Below are 17398 nucleotides of genomic sequence, written 5' to 3' on the forward strand. Positions count from 1 at the left end.
TTTTTTTATTTGAACATTGAACATCGAGGTAGGAATAGTTAACGTCAAAATTGCTTGTAAAGCTGTTAAGTAAAACTTCAAAATTCGTTATTGAGCATTCAACATTGAACATTTTTTAATTTTGAACATCTAACAACGAACATCTAACAACGAACATCGAATGTTGAATATAGAACAACGAACAACGTCCATCGGACCAACAATATTATATGGAAAATAAAAAATCAATTATACATGTCATTCTTACCGGAGGCGTAGGGAGCAGATTATGGCCGTTGTCCCGTAAAAGCCAACCCAAACAATATTTAGACATTTTTGACGGGAAGTCTCTATTTGAAATGACCGTAGATCGCAATCGCAATATAGCTGATAAGGTGATGGTTGTCGGGAATATTGACAACTGTCATTTGAGCAGAAATATTTTAGAAAAAACGAGTACTTCCTATATTGACATTATTGAATCTACGCCTAGAAATACGGCTGCAGCGATAGCGTTTGCTGCTTTTGCCGCTGATCCGGATGATATTTTGATTGTCACGCCATCCGACCATATTATTGGCGATATGGCGGAATATGAAACAGCGATACAAGAAGCAGTAGAAAAAGCATCTCAAGGAGCGATTGTTACTTTTGGTATTGTGCCTACCAAACCGGAAACGGGATACGGGTACATTGAACGCAAAGGAGACGATGTAATTTCTTTTAGAGAAAAACCCAACCAGGTTTCGGCTCGAGATTTCATAGCCAAAGGGAATTTTCTGTGGAACAGTGGGATGTTTTGTTTTAAAGCAGGGGTTTTGTTGGAAGAATTGAAAGCTTTTCATCCTGAGGTGTATGATAAATCGAAATTGGTTTGGGAAAGTAACACCAATGGGAATTTAGATTTAGCCTTATCTATGGATATTCCTTCCATCAGTATTGATTATGCGGTGATGGAGCGAAGCAAGAAAATAAAAGTCGTATCCTCTAAATTTGCCTGGTCTGATTTGGGTTCTTTCGAATCGGTGTATGATTATTTAGTTACCATTGGTCATACCGTGGATGAAAACGGGAATATGGTTATTGGGACTACCAATTATACTGCTTTTATAGGGGTTAAGGATACTATTTTTGTTTATACGCCTACGGCGAATTTGATTTTGAAAAAGGAATTTTCACAGGATGTCAAAAGTGTGTATAATGCGCTTGAAAGGGATAAATCTGATTTATTGAATTAACAATGATAATCTTTGCTGTTAGTTTGTCATCTCGACGAAAGGAGAGATCACATAATTAGCTATGTAATTATAACACATCTGATTTTTGATGAACATTTTTACTTTTTTCCTTGATGAAAAAAGTAACAAAAAAATCAAGCCTGAATATTTTTACACCAAAAATCATCGAACGAATTTCCCTATCGCGACCCCAGCCGCTCGTGTTTCACACTCGACTCGGGGGTCACTCCCTGCTGCCGGCGCTAAAATTCTTACCGTGATTTTTTAGTTTAAAAATATAAGGGCGGGTCATTATTTTGTTTGCGGTACTTAGATAATTGGTACGCACAAGTAGATTAAAAATAATAAATATGAATATAGATACTAAAATATATATAGCAGGACATAACGGTATGGTGGGCAGCGCGATCTGGCGCACCCTTACCGCTAAAGGCTACACTAATTTAATTGGCGCTTCCAGCAAGGAATTGGATCTGAGAAACCAGCAAGCGGTTGCAGCTTTTATGGCTGCCGAAAAACCGGAAGTGATTATTGACGCTGCCGCGAAAGTGGGAGGGATATTGGCCAACAATGATTTTCCGTACCAATTCCTTATGGAAAATATGCAAATCCAGAATAATCTAATCGATACCGCATTACAATCCGGTGTGGAGAAGTTTATTTTTCTGGGGAGTTCTTGCATCTATCCAAAACTGGCACCACAACCCTTAAAAGAAGAATACCTGCTTACCGGTCCTTTGGAACCTACCAACGAATGGTACGCTATTGCCAAAATTACCGGGGTGAAAGCCTGTGAGGCGATCAGAAAACAATTCAATAAGGATTACGTAAGTCTGATGCCGACAAATCTTTATGGAACCCATGATAATTTCGATTTAACATCCTCGCATGTTTTACCGGCGATGATGCGAAAATTTCACGAGGCGAAGGAAAATAACCACGCTCCCGTAACCCTTTGGGGCAGCGGAACGCCTATGAGAGAATTTCTTTTTGTGGATGATATGGCTCAGGCGGTTGTTTTTGCGTTAGAAAATAAATTGCCAGAATATTTATATAACGTAGGAACAGGGGAAGATTTAACGATCAAGCACTTGGCTGAAACGATACAAAAAATCACTGGACATCAAGGAGAAATCGTTTGGGATGCTACAAAACCGGATGGCACGCCAAGAAAATTAATGGATATATCCAAAATGCACGCTTTAGGATGGAAACATCAGGTGCAGCTGGAAGAAGGAATACAGAGAACGTATGACTGGTTTTTGGAGAATATTAATCGGTTTAAGGAAGTGAAAATGTAGTGGAGGGTTAATCGGTTAAAAAAGAGGTTAATCGGTTAGGAAAAGTTTAACTGTTTAGAGAAAGGTTAATCGGTTAGGAAAAGTTTAACTGTTTAGAGAAAGGTTAATCGGTTAGGAAAAGTTTAACTGGTTAGAGAAAGGTTAATCGGTTAGGAAAAGGTTAATCGGTTAACTGGTTAGTAAAAGGTTAATCGGTTAGGAAAAGGTTAACTGTTTAACTGTTTAGGAAAAGTTTAACTGTTTAGAGAAAGGTTAATCGGTTAGGAAAAAGTTAATCGGTTAACTGGTTAGGTAAGGGCTAATCGTTTAGGAAAAAGTTTAACTGTTTAATCGATACGAAAACAATTAACCGATTAAACAAATAAGCGATTCTACATTTCCGAAAACAATTAACCGATTAAACAAATAAGCGATTCTGCATTTCCGCCAACAATTAACCGATTAAACAAATAAGCGATTCTACATTTCCGCCAACAATTAACCGATTAAACAAATAAGCGATTCTACATTTCCGCCAACAATTAACCGATTAAACAAATAAGCGATTCTACATTTCCGCCAACAATTAACCGATTAAATAAATAAGCGATTCTACATTTCCGCCAACAATTAACCGATTAAACAAATAAGCGATTCAACATTTCAGCCAACAATTCACCAATTAAACAAATAAGCGATTCTACATTTCCGCCAACAATTAACCGATTAAATAAATAAGCGATTCTACATTTCCGCCAACAATTAACCGATTAAACAAATAAGCGATTCTACATTTCCGCCAACAATTCACCAATTAAACAAATAAGCGATTAAACTTTTCAATTACCTGATAACAAACGAATAAACAATTAACCAGTTAAACAATTAAACGATTTGAGCTATCACATCTATTCTTTCGAAAAATTAGAAGTTTATCAACTGGCCAGAAAGTTCAAAATTGATATAAAGTTGATTAGTCACTTATTTCCAAAAGAAGAGCGATTTGATTTAATCAGTCAAATTAATAGGGCATCAGCCAGCATCTCAGCTAATTTAGCAGAGGGTTCCGGAAGATCTTCTAATTTTGACCAAGCACATTTTACTAATATGTCTTATTCGACGGGGCTTGAAACGATAGATCATTTGAATACCGCCTTGGATATGAAATATATTAATGAAGAGAAATATACGGAACTTCGAATAAAGCTGGATGCTATTCTAAATAAACTCAATTCACTTTATAAATATCAAATCAATAATAAGGAGACATTGAAGAAAAAAGTTTAACTGTTTAGGAAAAGGGTTAACTGGTTAGGTAAAGGTTAATCGTTTAGGTAAAGGTTAATCGGTTAACTGTTTAGGAAAAGGTTAATCGGTTAGGAAAAGTTTAACTGTTTAGAGAAAGGTTAATCGGTTAGGAAAAGGTTAACTGTTTAGTGAAAGGTTAATCGGTTAGGAAAAGGTTAATCGGTTAACTGGTTAGTAAAAGGTTAATCGGTTAGGAAAAGGTTAACTGTTTAACTGTTTAGGAAAAGTTTAACTTTTTAGAGAAAGGTTAATCGGTTAGGAAAAAGTTAATCGGTTAACTGGTTAGGTAAGGGTTAATCGTTTAGGAAAAAGTTTAACTGTTTAATCGATACGAAAACAATTAACCGATTAAACAAATAAGCGATTCTACATTTCCGCCAACAATTAACCGATTAAACAAATAAGCGATTCTACATTTCCGCCAACAATTAACCGATTAAATAAATAAGCGATTCTACATTTCCGCCAACAATTAACCGATTAAACAAATAAGCGATTCTACATTTCCGCCAACAATTAACCGATTAAACAAATAAGCGATTCAACATTTCAGCCAACAATTCACCAATTAAACAAATAAGCGATTAAACTTTTCAATTACCTGATAACAAACGAATAAACAATTAACCAGTTAAACAATTTGAGCTATCACATCTATTCTTTCGAAAAATTAGAAGTTTATCAACTGGCCAGAAAGTTCAAAATTGATATATAGTTGATTAGTCACTTATTTCCAAAAGAAGAGCGATTTGATTTAATCAGTCAAATTAATAGGGCATCAGCCAGCATCTCAGCTAATTTAGCAGAGGGTTCCGGAAGATCTTCTAATTTTGACCAAGCACATTTTACTAATATGTCTTATTCGACGGGGCTTGAAACGATAGATCATTTGAATACCGCCTTGGATATGAAATATATTAATGAAGAGAAATATACGGAACTTCGAATAAAGCTGGATGCTATTCTAAATAAACTCAATTCACTTTATAAATATCAAATCAATAATAAGGAGACATTGAAGAAAAAAGTTTAACTGTTTAGGAAAAGGGTTAACTGGTAGGAGAAAGTTTAATCGTTTAGGTAAAGGTTAATCGGTTAACTGTTTAGGAAAAGTTTAATCGGTTAGGAAGAGATTAACTGTTTAGGAAGAGGTTAACTGTTTAATTTTTTAAAAAAGCTTAATTGTTTAATCGATACGAAAACAATTAACCGATTAAACAAATAAGCGATTCAACTCTTCATCAAACGATTAAACAATTAACCAGTTCACCAATTAAACCTTCCAACTAAATTTCTCAAAAAAAAACATAACAATTAGTTAATCGAGAGGCAAAACAATTAAGCAAATAATCGATTAACCGTTTAAACAAAAAAAATGAGTACCACACAAAAAACAGCACTAGTAACAGGAATTACAGGTCAGGACGGATCTTATCTAGCAGAATTATTATTAGAAAAAGGATATATGGTTCATGGTGTTAAACGCCGTGCTTCTTCTTTTAATACGCAACGGATCGATCATATCTATCAGGACCAGCATGAAGTACATGTTAACTTTAAATTGCATTATGGAGATTTGACTGACTCCACGAACATCATACGAATCATTCAGGAAGTACAGCCAGATGAAATCTATAATTTAGGAGCGATGTCACATGTAAAGGTTTCTTTTGATTCCCCTGAATATGTTGCTAATGTGGATGGGATAGGAACTTTAAGAATCCTTGAAGCAGTTCGAATATTAGGTTTATGTAAAAAAACCAGAGTGTATCAAGCTTCGACTTCTGAATTGTATGGAGGATTAGCAGAGAATAAAAACGCAGAAGGTTTTTATGACGAAAATTCTCCTTTTTATCCGCGTTCCCCTTATGGAGCGGCTAAGATTTATGCTTATTGGATTACTAAAAACTACCGTGAGGCTTATGATATGTTTGCTTGTAACGGAATTCTTTTTAATCATGAATCTCCAAGACGTGGTGAGACTTTTGTAACCCGCAAAATTACGATGGCAACTGCAGCTATTGCAAAGGGAAAGCAAGAGTGTCTTTTTCTAGGGAACTTAAATTCGCAAAGAGATTGGGGGCATGCCAAAGATTATGTAGAAGCGATGTGGCGTATTTTACAGCAAGATGTAGCTGAAGACTATATAATTGCAACGGGTGTTACCACTTATATTAGAGATTTTGTTCGTATGGCCTTTGCTGAGGTTGGTGTTGAATTGACTTTTGAAGGGGAGCAAGAATGCGAAACTGCAAAAGTAGCTGCTTGTAATAATCCTTTGTATCAGTTGGAAATTGGTACCGTGGTTGTACGTGTTGATCCTGAGTATTACCGTCCTACTGAAGTAGATTTATTAATTGGAGACCCTACCAAATCTAAAACGCAATTGGGGTGGAAACCGCAATATGATTTGGCTGCTTTGGTTAAAGAGATGGTGGTGAGTGATTTGAAATTGTATTAGTTTAAAAACCGTTTTTAAAAGACTTTGGGTAAAAACTTTGAATTATTTCGAGTAAAAGGTTAATCGTTTAACTGGTTACCAAAAGGTTAACTGGTTAGAAAAAGTTAAGTAATTAATCGTTACGAAAACTATTAACAGACAACCGAATTTCAATGGACACCAACGAAATTATTATATACCAGTCAGATGCTCTTTCAAGCCAAATTGAGTTTAGGATAGAAGATGAAGCGGTATGGCTTACACAAATGCAAATGGTAGATTTATTTAAGGCTACTAAATAAAATATCAGTTTGCACATTCATAATATTTTCAAAATGATGAATTTTCAACTGTCAAGGAATACTTAACAGTTCAACAAGAAGGTGGCAGAAGGATAAAAAGAAAAGTTAAAATATACAATCTTGATGTAATTATCTCAGTTGGATACCGTGTCAAATCGCAACGAGGAACACAATTGCGTATTTGTTCGAGTAAAGTTTTAAAAAGCTAGCTGCTAAGAGAATGCGCACTTAATCATCGAATGGAAGTATTAGAGCATAAAGTCAATTCGCTTGAAATAAAAAACAATGAATTGCTTGGTCTTCGCAATGACAGGTGGAATGTTTTATACTATCTTAGTTCCAATTACTAAAGATACTATTTATGGCCAAAGTTATCGGAAACATTAAAATTAAAGGTACGCTCGATGATTTGGTCTTTTATGAGGGTCAAGATGGGGAAAACCTTTTACGGACTAAAGGTAAATCGTCATTAAGCTCCGCCGAGTTTTACAGTAACCCGATTTATCAGCGGATTCGAGATCATGGAAAGGAATTTGGTCAAGCTGCTAAACTGTCCAGAACATTCAGGGCATTGGTTCATGCCTTTAATGAAAAGGCAAAAGATCAAAGTTATCCGGGTCGTGTAAATCAATTGTTGCTTGAAATTATAAAAGAAGACTTGGTACATCCAGTAGGTCAAAGGACATTGGCCCAAGGAATACAAGAAGAGGAGGTTGCTTCTTATTTATTAGGTTTTGAGGGAAATAAACTGCGCCCTTTAGATAAAGTATTGTTAGCACCCTGGCAATGGAATGTAGCGGCTTGCCAAGTTGAAGTTCCAGAATTTGATCCTTTAGTTCATATTGACTGGCCAGCGAATGCGAGTCATGTTGAACTTTGTGCCGGCAGAACGAATTGGGATTTTGAAAGCACCCATTTTGTTACCCACTACAGCGAAACGTTTACTTTTGAGAAAATAAGCGAAGTAGTCGATTTACAATTGGCCGTGGCCGAGCCTGAGGCTAGTGGTTTGTCTTTTTTGTATTTTTACATCGGGTTTTCAGAAAAGCAACGAAAAAAAATGAAACCCTTAAAAAGAATTCATAATACGGTTTCCTTATGTAAGGTCTATGAATGATTCTTACCTTATTGCAAATAATCTAGGAACTACTATTTTAACGATGGAAAAACAGTTCAATGTTACGCAAAGAACTATAGAGCGCTGGATGCAACTATTAAGAGAAGAAAATAAAATCGAGTTCAAAGGCGTACCTAAAACAGGGGGTTATTGGAAAATCAATACTAATATAGAGTGAAGGCTTCGGTGTAAATGAGTAAGTAAAAGTCAACAATTATAAGTTCTCGATAAGGTAGAAATAGAAAAGGTTAACTGGTTAGGAAAAAGCTTAATTGTTTAATCGACACGAAAATAATTAACCGATTAATTAAATAGCTTCTTCAACTTTGTGCGGATAATCAAAAGATTAATCAATTCAATGATCATATATAAAATATGAAGGGTTCTAAGCTTATTATTAAAAATACAGGAATACTCTATGTAAAAACTTTTATTACAATGGGTATTGCATTGTATTCTACAAGAGTTATTCTTAATACCTTAGGGGCTGTTGACTATGGATTATTTAGTTTAATTGCCGGTGTAATAGCAATGCTAACGTTTTTGAATAATTCATTATCATCCTCTACACAGCGGTTTTTGGAATTTAATTTAGGTGCAGGACAACAAAAAAAACTAAGCGAAGTATTCAATGCCAGTGTTTTTTTACATCTTTTAGTTGGTCTCATTGTTGTTTTATTGGTTGAAGGTGTAGGCTATATTGCATTCGAAAAAATTCTTATAATTCCCGTTGATCGAATGTATGCAGCCAGAGCCATCTTCCATTTTATGGTGATTAGTACCTTTTTTACCATTATTTCGGTTCCTTATGATGCGATTATAAATGCGCATGAACATATGTTATTTGATTCTATAGTCGGTATAATTCAATCCTTTGGAATACTTTTTATTGCTATATTCATACAGCAGGTGAATACTGACAAACTCATATGGTATGGGTTACTTATGGCTTCACTTATTTTTGTATTGCTGATCATCCGAAGAATCTATTGCCGTGTTTTATATGCGGAGAGTAAAATAAATTTCAAAACACACCTTAATAGGGCTACCATTAAAGAAATGCTTACTTATGCTTCTTGGACTTTTTTTGGGGCAATTACAAGTATGTTTGGAGCATATGGAATGATAATCGTTTTAAACTCCTTTTTTGGAGCCAAAGTAAATGCGGCATACGGTATTGCAGCACAACTCAATGGACAGATAAATGTTTTTTCAGCAACTATGATGAAGGCTTTAAACCCGCAAATTGTAAAAAGTGAAGGAAGTGGTGAAAGAAATAGAATGATTAAAATAGCAATGACGGGATCTAAAATGTCCTTTTTTTTATTGGCTTTTTTTGCAATTCCATTCATACTTGAGGCTCCTTATGTTTTAAAGTTATGGCTAATAAATCCACCGGAATATACCATTGTATTCAGCCGTTTAGTTTTAATTGTAGCAATGTTTAGTCAACTTTCAATGCCTATAGGAAAAATTGTAAATGCCGTAGGAAATATTAAGCATATAGAAGTATACTCCTCAATAATTTATATAATGGTTTTACTTGTGGCTATCCTTTTATTTAATCTAGGTTTTCCACCATTTTATGTGTATTTCATACAAATCCTCTCCGAGATTTTACTATTAGTGATAAGGACTCGATTTGCTAATAAAATGGCGGATATGAAAATTCAGGACTTTATTGATTTAGTATTGAAACCTGTATTGATTGTAACATTATCTGCATTGATAATTACATTTTGTATACAGTTCTTTATGAATGAAAGTTTTTTAAGATTATTGATAACAATCTCTATTTCTTCTGCTGTATTTTTGATTAGTTTAAATTTTTGGGGACTCGCATTGGAAGAAAAACAATATATAAATGATGTTTTTTGTAAGATTAAAAAAAAAGTATATTAAGTTGATAAATGTTAACATAATAATAAATATAAATTTTTTACTAATCTGTCATAAAACTAAATAAAATGAAAATTCTTTGGATTACACATGATGTTTTGGAACCCTTTTTTCCTTTTGTCGAAGGAAAACCAACAAAAGGAGGTTCCTGGATTGATCCTTTATTTTTTGGATTGGCTAGCTTTAAAGATGCACAGATGGGTATGATTAATCCAGTTATAGAAGGTAAAAATCAAAAAAAGTTAATTTCAGGTATTACATATTATACGATACCCATTCGAAAAGGAGATAACAAGACCGCTCTAGCAAAAGAATTGGTGGAAAATTATTTATCGGTTATAATCGATTTTAAACCGGATATTATTCATATTCATGGCACCGAAAATAATTTTGGGTTAATTAGACAATTTGTGCCGCTTCATATACCCATTGTTTGTTCTATTCAAGGAATTATTAGTTCAATTTTGCCCTATTTTTCTATAAGCGTATCCGATTTTCAATACAAATACTTTAAATCAATAAAGAACTGGTTAGGTAGAGGAGGAATAGATGGGTATAAAAATAGATGGCAAAGTTATTCAATAATCGAAAAAAAGATTATCTCTATAAATAAGTATTTTATCGGTAGAACGCTTTGGGATAAAGCTCAAGTATTAGGTTTAAATTGTACAGCATTTTATTATCATGGCGAAGAATTATTACGGACTGATTTTTTAAACTCTTCATGGGATATTAAAATATGCAATAGAGAAACTATTTTTATGTCATCTGGATCCTATTCTCTTAAGGGACTACATGTATTATTGAAGGCAGTTGCGGTTCTCAAAGAAAAATATCCAAATATTAAGGTTCAGATTCCTTTAGCCAACATAAACATCAAAACTTCAATTAGAGATTATTTTTTTGGAGAAGATTATTCTATTTTTATTGCAAAATTAATTTGTAAGTTAAACTTAGAGAATAATATTGTTTTTTTTCAAAAGTTAAATGCTGCTGAAATGGCTCTACAATTTAAAAACAGCCATGTCTTTGTCCTTTCATCATTTATTGAAAACAGCCCTAATTCACTTGGTGAAGCAATGATGCTAGGGACACCTTCTGTTGTTTCAGCAGTTGGAGGTACATTTTCGATGGTTAAAGATGGGGAGAGCGCTTTATTGTTTCCATCAGGTGATCATTTTTATTTAGCTCATCAGATTGATCGAATTTTTTCTAATGATGATTTAGCTATAAGTCTTAGTATCAAGGCTAAAGAAATAGCTTCATTGCGTCATAATGTTAATTTAGTAACAAATCAATATTATAATAATTATAAGGAAATAATTAAATTACATCATATATAAATTAACTAAGTTTAAATTGTTATATAAATTAAGATTTAAAAAATATGCGTTATAAAGAATTGGATGGTTTAAGAGGAATTGCTGCCTTGTCAGTTTATTTTTCTCACTTGATTGGAGTTTTCGTCATAAATTCTTCGATATTTGATTACTTGTCAAATAGCCCATTTCATATTCTTTGGCATGGTGAAGCTGCTGTAACTCTCTTTTTTTTACTTAGTGGTTTTGTTTTAACATTACCCTACATTAAAAACCCAGTCGATTTAAATATGGCATCTTTTTACCTAAAAAGGATTTTTAGAATCTATCCTGCATTTATTTTTGCAGTTCTTTTATGCATCTTTTTAAATTTTTTTTTGTATGATTCTTCACAATTGACGGGATATTCCGATTGGATAAATGAATTCTGGAAATGGGATATTAAGGAAATTTCTAATGCGGAGTTTTTTAACACTTTTATTTTAGCAGGCTTCACATTTAACACTAAATTATTTGACCCAGTTATAGGAACTTTGAGAACCGAAATGATAATTTCTTTTGTTTTGCCTTTTTTGATATTCATTGTATTAAGATTAAAATTAGCATTCAATTTATTGTTTCTTTTTTTACTTTTTTTTGTAGGGAAAGATACATTGGGGATTTTTTATTTAGGTACTATTATGGCTATTTTTAGAAACGATATTTTAGATTATGTAAATTCGAAAAGTAAGCCTTTTTATACAATAATATTTTTTGTAACTGCATCTATATTGTATACAAGTAGATTTAGTCTCAATTTTATATTTGGTAATCAAGATAAGAGCATTTTACTAATGTCGATATTAGGCTGTGTCTTTTTTTTAATTCTAGCTATGAAAAATGGATTCTTTTCTTACATACTAAATACATGGGCTATACAATTTTTGGGTAAGATTTCTTATAGTCTATATTTACTTCATTTTCCTATTTTATTAATAGTGTGTTCATATACTCCAGCTAATGTTTATTTGGTATTTCCAATTTCGTTAATTGTCACATTATTGGTAAGTCATTTGGTTTATAAATTTATAGAACTTCCATTTATACAATTAGGCAAACGAATACAAACTCAAAGGCTTGATGTTATATCAAATATTTTTTTTAAAGGTTTATCAATATTTGATTTACGGACAATAGTTAATTTAAAGAATGTAATTTTAAAGAAGCAATAGTATTTCTAATGAAAGTAATCCATATCCTTCACAGTTTAAAATTTTCTGGAGCTGAAATAATGTACGTTGATGCCGCCCCCTTTTTTCAGAAAAAGGGATGCAAATTGACGGTAATGGCAACAGCAACAGAATTAGGGGAATACGCTCTTTTTTTTGAACGTGCAGGATATAAGGTTATACATCAGCCAATGCCTTCATTAAAAAATTATATAAGTCGTATTAAATTTTATACGTCAATGATAAGGTTATTAAAAAAGGAAGAATTTGAAGTGGTACATATCCACAGTTCTATTGCCATGTGGGGGCTTTCATTGTGTGCTTGGATAGTCAACATTAAATCGGTTTATACTTTTCACGCCGTATTTCCTACTCGATTGCTTACCTATCCTTACCATTGCTTGATTCGCTGGTCGGCAAAAACTATCTTTAAATGTAGGTTTCAAACCATTAGTGATTCAGTATATGATCACGAATTAAAATTGTATCATAATAAAACTACCAAAGTGTATAATTGGTATGGAAATACTCGATTTTTCCCTGCATTGGTAAAAGAGAAATTTGATGTACGAAAAGAATTAGGAATTGACGAGCAAACCTTAGTATTGATTTCAATAGGTGGTTGTAATCATAACAAACGTCATGTGGATATTATTAAAGCCTTACCTTTAATTCTTAATAAAATTCCGGATACCTTATATCTACATTTAGGCAAAGGCTGTACGGAATCAGAAGAAATTAAAATGGCAAATGATTTAGGGGTGGTTAATCAAATTCGTTTTTGTGGAAACCAAGAGTTTGTTCGAAAATATCTAATAGCGGCAGATGTCTATCTAATGACCAGCTTTTTTGAAGGAATTTCAATTACCACTATTGAAGCAATGGCTTGCAATATTCCAACAATTTTATATGACGTGCCGGGCTTGCGTGACTTTAACAAACAAGGCAAGAACAGTATTTTAATTCCAGCAGATTATCGATTGCTTGCCGAGGCAGTTATCAAATTGGGAGCTAATAAAAAATTGGCTTTAGAAATGGCGGTTAGGGCTAAAAAAACAGTAGATATATTGTATAATATGCGAAATAACGCAACCGAAATTTATAACTTATATTTGTAGGAGCTTGTTCTGTGGTAACTAAGCACATTCCAGCCAATGAGATTTGAACAGGAAATCCTAAACAATTTAATAAAAAAGATTGGCTTCTATGAAGAAAATAAAATTACAACAACGATACCTCCCATTCAGCATATTATTGGTTTCCATATATTCAATTTTACCATCTATTGAATATAAAGCAGGTTCACAGATCTTTAATCCTGCTGTATCGTGGATTTTACAAATATTCATTTTATTTGCTTTTTATAAAGGCAAAGAATATTTTGTTAATCAAAGTCAGACTTCATTGTTGCTAATCGTAAAATTGTATTTGTTTTGGAATGTATTAAGTATTCTTAGAGGATTTTTTGTTGCAGAAACTTATTGGGATTGGAAAGGATTAACGGTAAATGGTTTAGCCTTAACAACTCCTATTGTCGTTTATGTTGCTACTAATGAATCATTATTGCAATTTATTCTTAGATTTTATGTTAAATACACTCTACCCCTTTTTATTTTTTTTTATTTTTTGATATCTACTGATGCGTATGGATTTTATTTAGTCCCTATTAGTTTTTTAGCATTGTTTCTTCCTGTAATAAAGACACCGTGGAAATGGATTGTATTTTCAATATGTCTTTTCGTTATTTTTGTCGACTTTGGGGCGAGAAGTAATGTCATAAAATTTGGATTGCCAATCGGATTAAGTTTTATTTATTATTTTCGTTTTATCCTATCAAATAAGTTCTTTGAGTTCATACGAAAGATGTTATTTGTTGCTCCTTTAATACTTTTTTTACTGGCCGTAAATGGTATTTTTAATGTCTTTAATATGGATGAATATATAAAAGGTAATTATGTTGAGAAAAAAAGAGACGAAAGGGGACAAATGATAGAAGATAAACTCACTGCAGATACGCGTACTTTCCTATATGTTGAAGTTTTAAAAACAGCTGTGGAATACGACAGTTGGTTAATTGGTAGAAGTCCAGCAAGGGGAAATAAATCAGAATGGTTTGGTGAAGAAGATATGAATAAAAGAGGAGAACGTCTTACAAATGAGGTTGCTATCTTGAATGTTTTTACTTGGACTGGTATTGTTGGGGTATTACTTTATTTTCTCATTTTTTATAGGGCTTCTAATATTGCAATAAACCAATCCAATAATATTTTCAGTAAGATATTGGGATTGTTTGTTGCATTTCGCTGGCTGTATGCTTGGGTGGAGGATGTCAATATTTTTAATCTTACCACTTTTTTCCTTTGGATTATGATAGGACTCTGTTTTTCTAAATCATTCCGTTATATGTCTGATAAGGAAGTAGCCTTCTGGGTTCGAGGTATTTTTGAAAAGAAGAATGCCAATAAGAAGAGGATCATTACAAAAATTATATAACAAACCTATATACAAATTTTGAAACTACAACCCACTATAGGCGTCCTACTAACTTGCCACAACCGCAAAGAAAAAACCTTGAAATGTCTAGAAGCTGTGTATGCGCAACAAGGTTTGAATAATGATTTCTTCATCGAAGTTTTTTTGGTAGACGACGCGTCAACGGACGGCACAGCCACAGCAATACAAATCCAATTCCCTTTAGTAAATATCATCCAAGGAGACGGAAACCTTTTTTGGAACCGTGGCATGTATAAGGCTTGGCAAACCGCTGCGATTACAAAAGATTTTGACTATTATTTATGGTTGAATGACGATACTTTTTTAAGAGATAACGCCATTAAAATCCTAATGACGGAAACGACTGAAAAAGCAATCGTTTGCGGTACTACTCAATCTTTGGAAAACCAAAAGGCTACTTACGGAGGTTATAGAAAAAATCCAGACAGACTAATTATTCCCAATGGGACATTTCAGGAATGTGATTATTGTAACGGTAATTGTGTGTTGATACCTAAAAAAGTATTCGATTTAGTGGGGAATTTAGACCCTGTTTTTCACCATGCAGTAGGGGATTTTGATTATAGTCTCAGAGCAAAAAAACTTGGTATTGCACTTTATGTGGCTCCCGCTTTTATTGGCACCTGTGAAAGTCATACTGAGTTGCCAAAATGGAGATCTCCTACTGTAAGCGTGTTCACAAGAGTAAAGAGCTTATATACAGCATCGAGCGGTTGTTACCCGCCTCAGTTTTTTGTTTTTGATAAAAGGCATAATGGTTTATTACTTGCCACTATTCATTTTTTTTCCATCCATTTGAGGGCAATAATTCCTTCATTGTGGAAGAAATAATTTTCTGGTTAATTCCTAAAATGTTATAATCATTTTACATAATTAGCTAATTTAATCAATTAAATAATTTCCATTTTGAATTCTGCCCCTATAATTTTATTTACCTATAAGCGATTAGATACGCTAGAGCGATGCATTGCTTCCTTGCAAAAGTGTCCCGAAAGTAAACAGTCTAATTTAATTATAGTTTGTGACTTTGCAGCTAAAGAAGCCGATATTGAAAAAGTGAATGCGGTTCGGCAGTTTTTACCAACAATAAGCGGTTTTAAGGATATTGAAATCATTGAAAGAGATAAAAACTATGGTGTTGATTACAATATTATAGACGGAATCCAACTTATGGCCGAACGTTACGATCAGTTTATTGTAGTGGAAGATGATTTAGTCGTAGCACCAGGTTTTCTTCGCTTTCTCAATGTTTCTCTTAATTTTTACAAAAAAAATACTGATGTACTCTCTGTTAGCGGGTTCTCTTTTGTGGATAAAATTCCTGAAAATTATCTATACGATGGATACTTTGCAAAACGTACGTGTCCATGGGGTTGGGCTACATGGTCTGATAAAATTAAAGAAGTTGACTGGGAAATAAAAGATAAAAATGCCTTTTTGAATTCCAATAAAGTACAAAAAGATTTTAATGAATGGGGCAGTGACAGAAGCAGGATGTTGATGAATACACTGCAGGGTAAGATTCGGGCTTGGGATATTCGTTTAGACTATCACCAATTTTTATGCGGATCTTGTACGCTTTATCCTGTTGCTACTTTGGTTCAAAACATAGGGTTTGGTAGCGAAGATGCTTCTAATACTTTTGGTTATAATAGGTTTAAAACAAAATTCAAGCCCAATAGTAAAGATGCCATAACATTGCCGGATTCTGTTCTTTTTAATAAAGTAATTTCTAAAAATTTTATTTCAAAAAACTCTCTTGAGCAAAGAATTTTCACAAGAGTAATGAAATTGATAAATTATAAGAATTAATAGTATAATTGGTTTACCAATTAAATTAAATAATTGACATGAAAATAGCTCCGATAGTTCTTTTTACCTACAAACGTTTAGATACTCTACAGCATACCGTGGAGGCACTGCAGAAAAATTATCTTGCCTTGGAGTCTGATTTATATATCTTTTCGGATGCTGCTAAAGCGGAACTTGATGCTGATGCTATTGGTGCCGTAAGAAAGTACATTCACTCCATTAATGGTTTCAACTCCATTACTATTTATGAATCGCAATTGAATAAAGGATTGGCAACTTCCATTATTGAAGGAGTTAGTCAGATCTTAAAAGTTCATGATTCCGTAATTGTATTGGAAGATGATTTAGTGAGCACCAACAACTTTTTAGATTTTATGAATCAGTCTCTAGTGAAATTTGAAAAGGAAAAGACTGTTTTCTCGATTTCGGGTTTTTCATTTAACTTAGGAATTGAAGACAAATATAAATTTGACACCTATTTTCTAAATAGAGGATGGTCATGGGGGTGGGCAACTTGGCGAGATCGATGGAATGAAATTGATTGGGAGATTCAGGATTACAGTGAATTCATCAAAGATAGAAGAGCACAAAAACTATTTTCAGAAGGAGGCTCAGATTTGAATAGGATGTTAAAAAATCAAATGACCAACAATCTTGATTCTTGGGCAATCCGTTGGTTCTATAATCAGTATAAATGCCAGGGATTAACAGTTTATCCAATAAAGTCAAAGATTCTTAATGAAGGATTTGGTATTAATGCAACTCATACAAAAGGTTCATCAACACGGTATCTGCCATTTTTGGATACAAGTAATAAAAGAACTTTTATACATCCTTCAATGATAGAAATGACAGGAATAGCGCAGCAAAAATTCCAAATTAAAATGGGTTTGTTTTCTCGATTAAAGTCAAAAATAGAAACCTACCTTGGATTATGATTTTAGTTAAGGTTCTAAAAAAAATAAGAAATCAATACCTTATT

The 17398-nt window shown here is 33.3% G+C and carries 15 protein-coding genes and 1 pseudogene; all 16 read left to right on the top strand.

What is annotated here, in order from left to right; translation table 11 throughout:
* Positions 1-209 precede the first annotated feature (209 nt).
* The 16 genes and pseudogenes from ACFX5E_RS14460 to ACFX5E_RS14535 all read left to right on the top strand — a co-directional run bounded on the left by ACFX5E_RS14460 (position 210) and on the right by ACFX5E_RS14535 (position 17354).
* Entirely contained in the window at positions 210-1217 is a 1008-nt protein-coding gene (locus ACFX5E_RS14460; protein WP_379855868.1) for a mannose-1-phosphate guanylyltransferase, read from the top strand.
* 350 nt (positions 1218-1567) lie between these two features.
* Complete coding sequence (locus tag ACFX5E_RS14465) at positions 1568-2518, top strand: GDP-L-fucose synthase family protein (protein ID WP_379855869.1); 951 nt, start codon at positions 1568-1570, stop codon at positions 2516-2518.
* 873 nt (positions 2519-3391) lie between these two features.
* On the top strand, positions 3392-3784 hold the full coding sequence (locus ACFX5E_RS14470; RefSeq protein WP_379855870.1) for a four helix bundle protein: 393 nt from the start codon (positions 3392-3394) through the stop codon (positions 3782-3784).
* A 736-nt stretch (positions 3785-4520) separates the two neighbouring features.
* The gene (locus tag ACFX5E_RS14475) at positions 4521-4838 is read left to right on the top strand and encodes a four helix bundle protein (protein WP_379855871.1); all 318 of its coding nucleotides are present in this window, start codon (positions 4521-4523) and stop codon (positions 4836-4838) included.
* Positions 4839-5180: 342 nt separating this feature from the next.
* Complete coding sequence (gene gmd / locus ACFX5E_RS14480; RefSeq protein ID WP_379855872.1) at positions 5181-6266, top strand: GDP-mannose 4,6-dehydratase; 1086 nt, start codon at positions 5181-5183, stop codon at positions 6264-6266.
* Positions 6267-6603: 337 nt separating this feature from the next.
* Positions 6604-6756 (top strand): annotated as a pseudogene (gene rhuM / locus ACFX5E_RS14485) (RhuM family protein); the annotation flags it as partial.
* A gap of 152 nt (positions 6757-6908) precedes the next feature.
* Positions 6909-7664, top strand: coding sequence for a hypothetical protein (locus ACFX5E_RS14490; RefSeq protein ID WP_379855873.1), 756 nt, complete (start codon positions 6909-6911; stop codon positions 7662-7664).
* Positions 7657-7842, top strand: a complete 186-nt coding sequence (locus ACFX5E_RS14495; protein ID WP_379855874.1) for a hypothetical protein — start codon at positions 7657-7659, stop codon at positions 7840-7842. The genes ACFX5E_RS14490 and ACFX5E_RS14495 overlap by 8 nt, the downstream gene beginning before the upstream one ends.
* A gap of 197 nt (positions 7843-8039) precedes the next feature.
* Positions 8040-9566, top strand: a complete 1527-nt coding sequence (locus ACFX5E_RS14500; RefSeq protein WP_379855875.1) for an oligosaccharide flippase family protein — start codon at positions 8040-8042, stop codon at positions 9564-9566.
* A gap of 65 nt (positions 9567-9631) precedes the next feature.
* Positions 9632-10906, top strand: a complete 1275-nt coding sequence (locus ACFX5E_RS14505; protein ID WP_379855876.1) for a glycosyltransferase family 4 protein — start codon at positions 9632-9634, stop codon at positions 10904-10906.
* A 44-nt stretch (positions 10907-10950) separates the two neighbouring features.
* On the top strand, positions 10951-12093 hold the full coding sequence (locus ACFX5E_RS14510; RefSeq protein ID WP_379855877.1) for an acyltransferase family protein: 1143 nt from the start codon (positions 10951-10953) through the stop codon (positions 12091-12093).
* An 8-nt stretch (positions 12094-12101) separates the two neighbouring features.
* Positions 12102-13208 (top strand): glycosyltransferase family 4 protein, encoded by a 1107-nt coding sequence (locus ACFX5E_RS14515; protein ID WP_379855878.1) that lies wholly within the window; start codon positions 12102-12104, stop codon positions 13206-13208.
* An 88-nt stretch (positions 13209-13296) separates the two neighbouring features.
* Positions 13297-14583 carry a hypothetical protein gene (locus ACFX5E_RS14520; protein WP_379855879.1) on the top strand — a complete coding sequence of 429 codons (1287 nt, stop codon included), beginning with the start codon at positions 13297-13299 and terminating at the stop codon, positions 14581-14583.
* An 18-nt stretch (positions 14584-14601) separates the two neighbouring features.
* Entirely contained in the window at positions 14602-15435 is an 834-nt protein-coding gene (locus ACFX5E_RS14525) for a glycosyltransferase family 2 protein (protein ID WP_379855880.1), read from the top strand.
* 75 nt (positions 15436-15510) lie between these two features.
* Positions 15511-16416 carry a glycosyltransferase family 2 protein gene (locus ACFX5E_RS14530; RefSeq protein ID WP_379855881.1) on the top strand — a complete coding sequence of 302 codons (906 nt, stop codon included), beginning with the start codon at positions 15511-15513 and terminating at the stop codon, positions 16414-16416.
* A gap of 38 nt (positions 16417-16454) precedes the next feature.
* A complete protein-coding gene (locus ACFX5E_RS14535; RefSeq protein WP_379855882.1) occupies positions 16455-17354 on the top strand; it encodes a sugar transferase in 900 nt (299 codons plus the stop codon).
* Positions 17355-17398: the final 44 nt, after the last annotated feature.

Source organism: Flavobacterium xylosi, from assembly GCF_042787345.1.
GTDB classification, from domain to species: domain Bacteria; phylum Bacteroidota; class Bacteroidia; order Flavobacteriales; family Flavobacteriaceae; genus Flavobacterium; species Flavobacterium xylosi.

Bases quoted from the DNA above. Each gene is read 5' to 3' on its own strand.
- ACFX5E_RS14460 (WP_379855868.1), top strand. From the start codon at position 210: ATGGAAAATAAAAAATCAATTATACATGTCATTCTTACCGGAGGCGTA.
- ACFX5E_RS14465 (WP_379855869.1), top strand. From the start codon at position 1,568: ATGAATATAGATACTAAAATATATATAGCAGGACATAACGGTATGGTG.
- gmd (WP_379855872.1), top strand. From the start codon at position 5,181: ATGAGTACCACACAAAAAACAGCACTAGTAACAGGAATTACAGGTCAG.
- ACFX5E_RS14490 (WP_379855873.1), top strand. From the start codon at position 6,909: ATGGCCAAAGTTATCGGAAACATTAAAATTAAAGGTACGCTCGATGAT.
- ACFX5E_RS14495 (WP_379855874.1), top strand. From the start codon at position 7,657: ATGAATGATTCTTACCTTATTGCAAATAATCTAGGAACTACTATTTTA.
- ACFX5E_RS14500 (WP_379855875.1), top strand. From the start codon at position 8,040: ATGAAGGGTTCTAAGCTTATTATTAAAAATACAGGAATACTCTATGTA.
- ACFX5E_RS14505 (WP_379855876.1), top strand. From the start codon at position 9,632: ATGAAAATTCTTTGGATTACACATGATGTTTTGGAACCCTTTTTTCCT.
- ACFX5E_RS14510 (WP_379855877.1), top strand. From the start codon at position 10,951: ATGCGTTATAAAGAATTGGATGGTTTAAGAGGAATTGCTGCCTTGTCA.
- ACFX5E_RS14515 (WP_379855878.1), top strand. From the start codon at position 12,102: ATGAAAGTAATCCATATCCTTCACAGTTTAAAATTTTCTGGAGCTGAA.
- ACFX5E_RS14520 (WP_379855879.1), top strand. From the start codon at position 13,297: ATGAAGAAAATAAAATTACAACAACGATACCTCCCATTCAGCATATTA.
- ACFX5E_RS14535 (WP_379855882.1), top strand. From the start codon at position 16,455: ATGAAAATAGCTCCGATAGTTCTTTTTACCTACAAACGTTTAGATACT.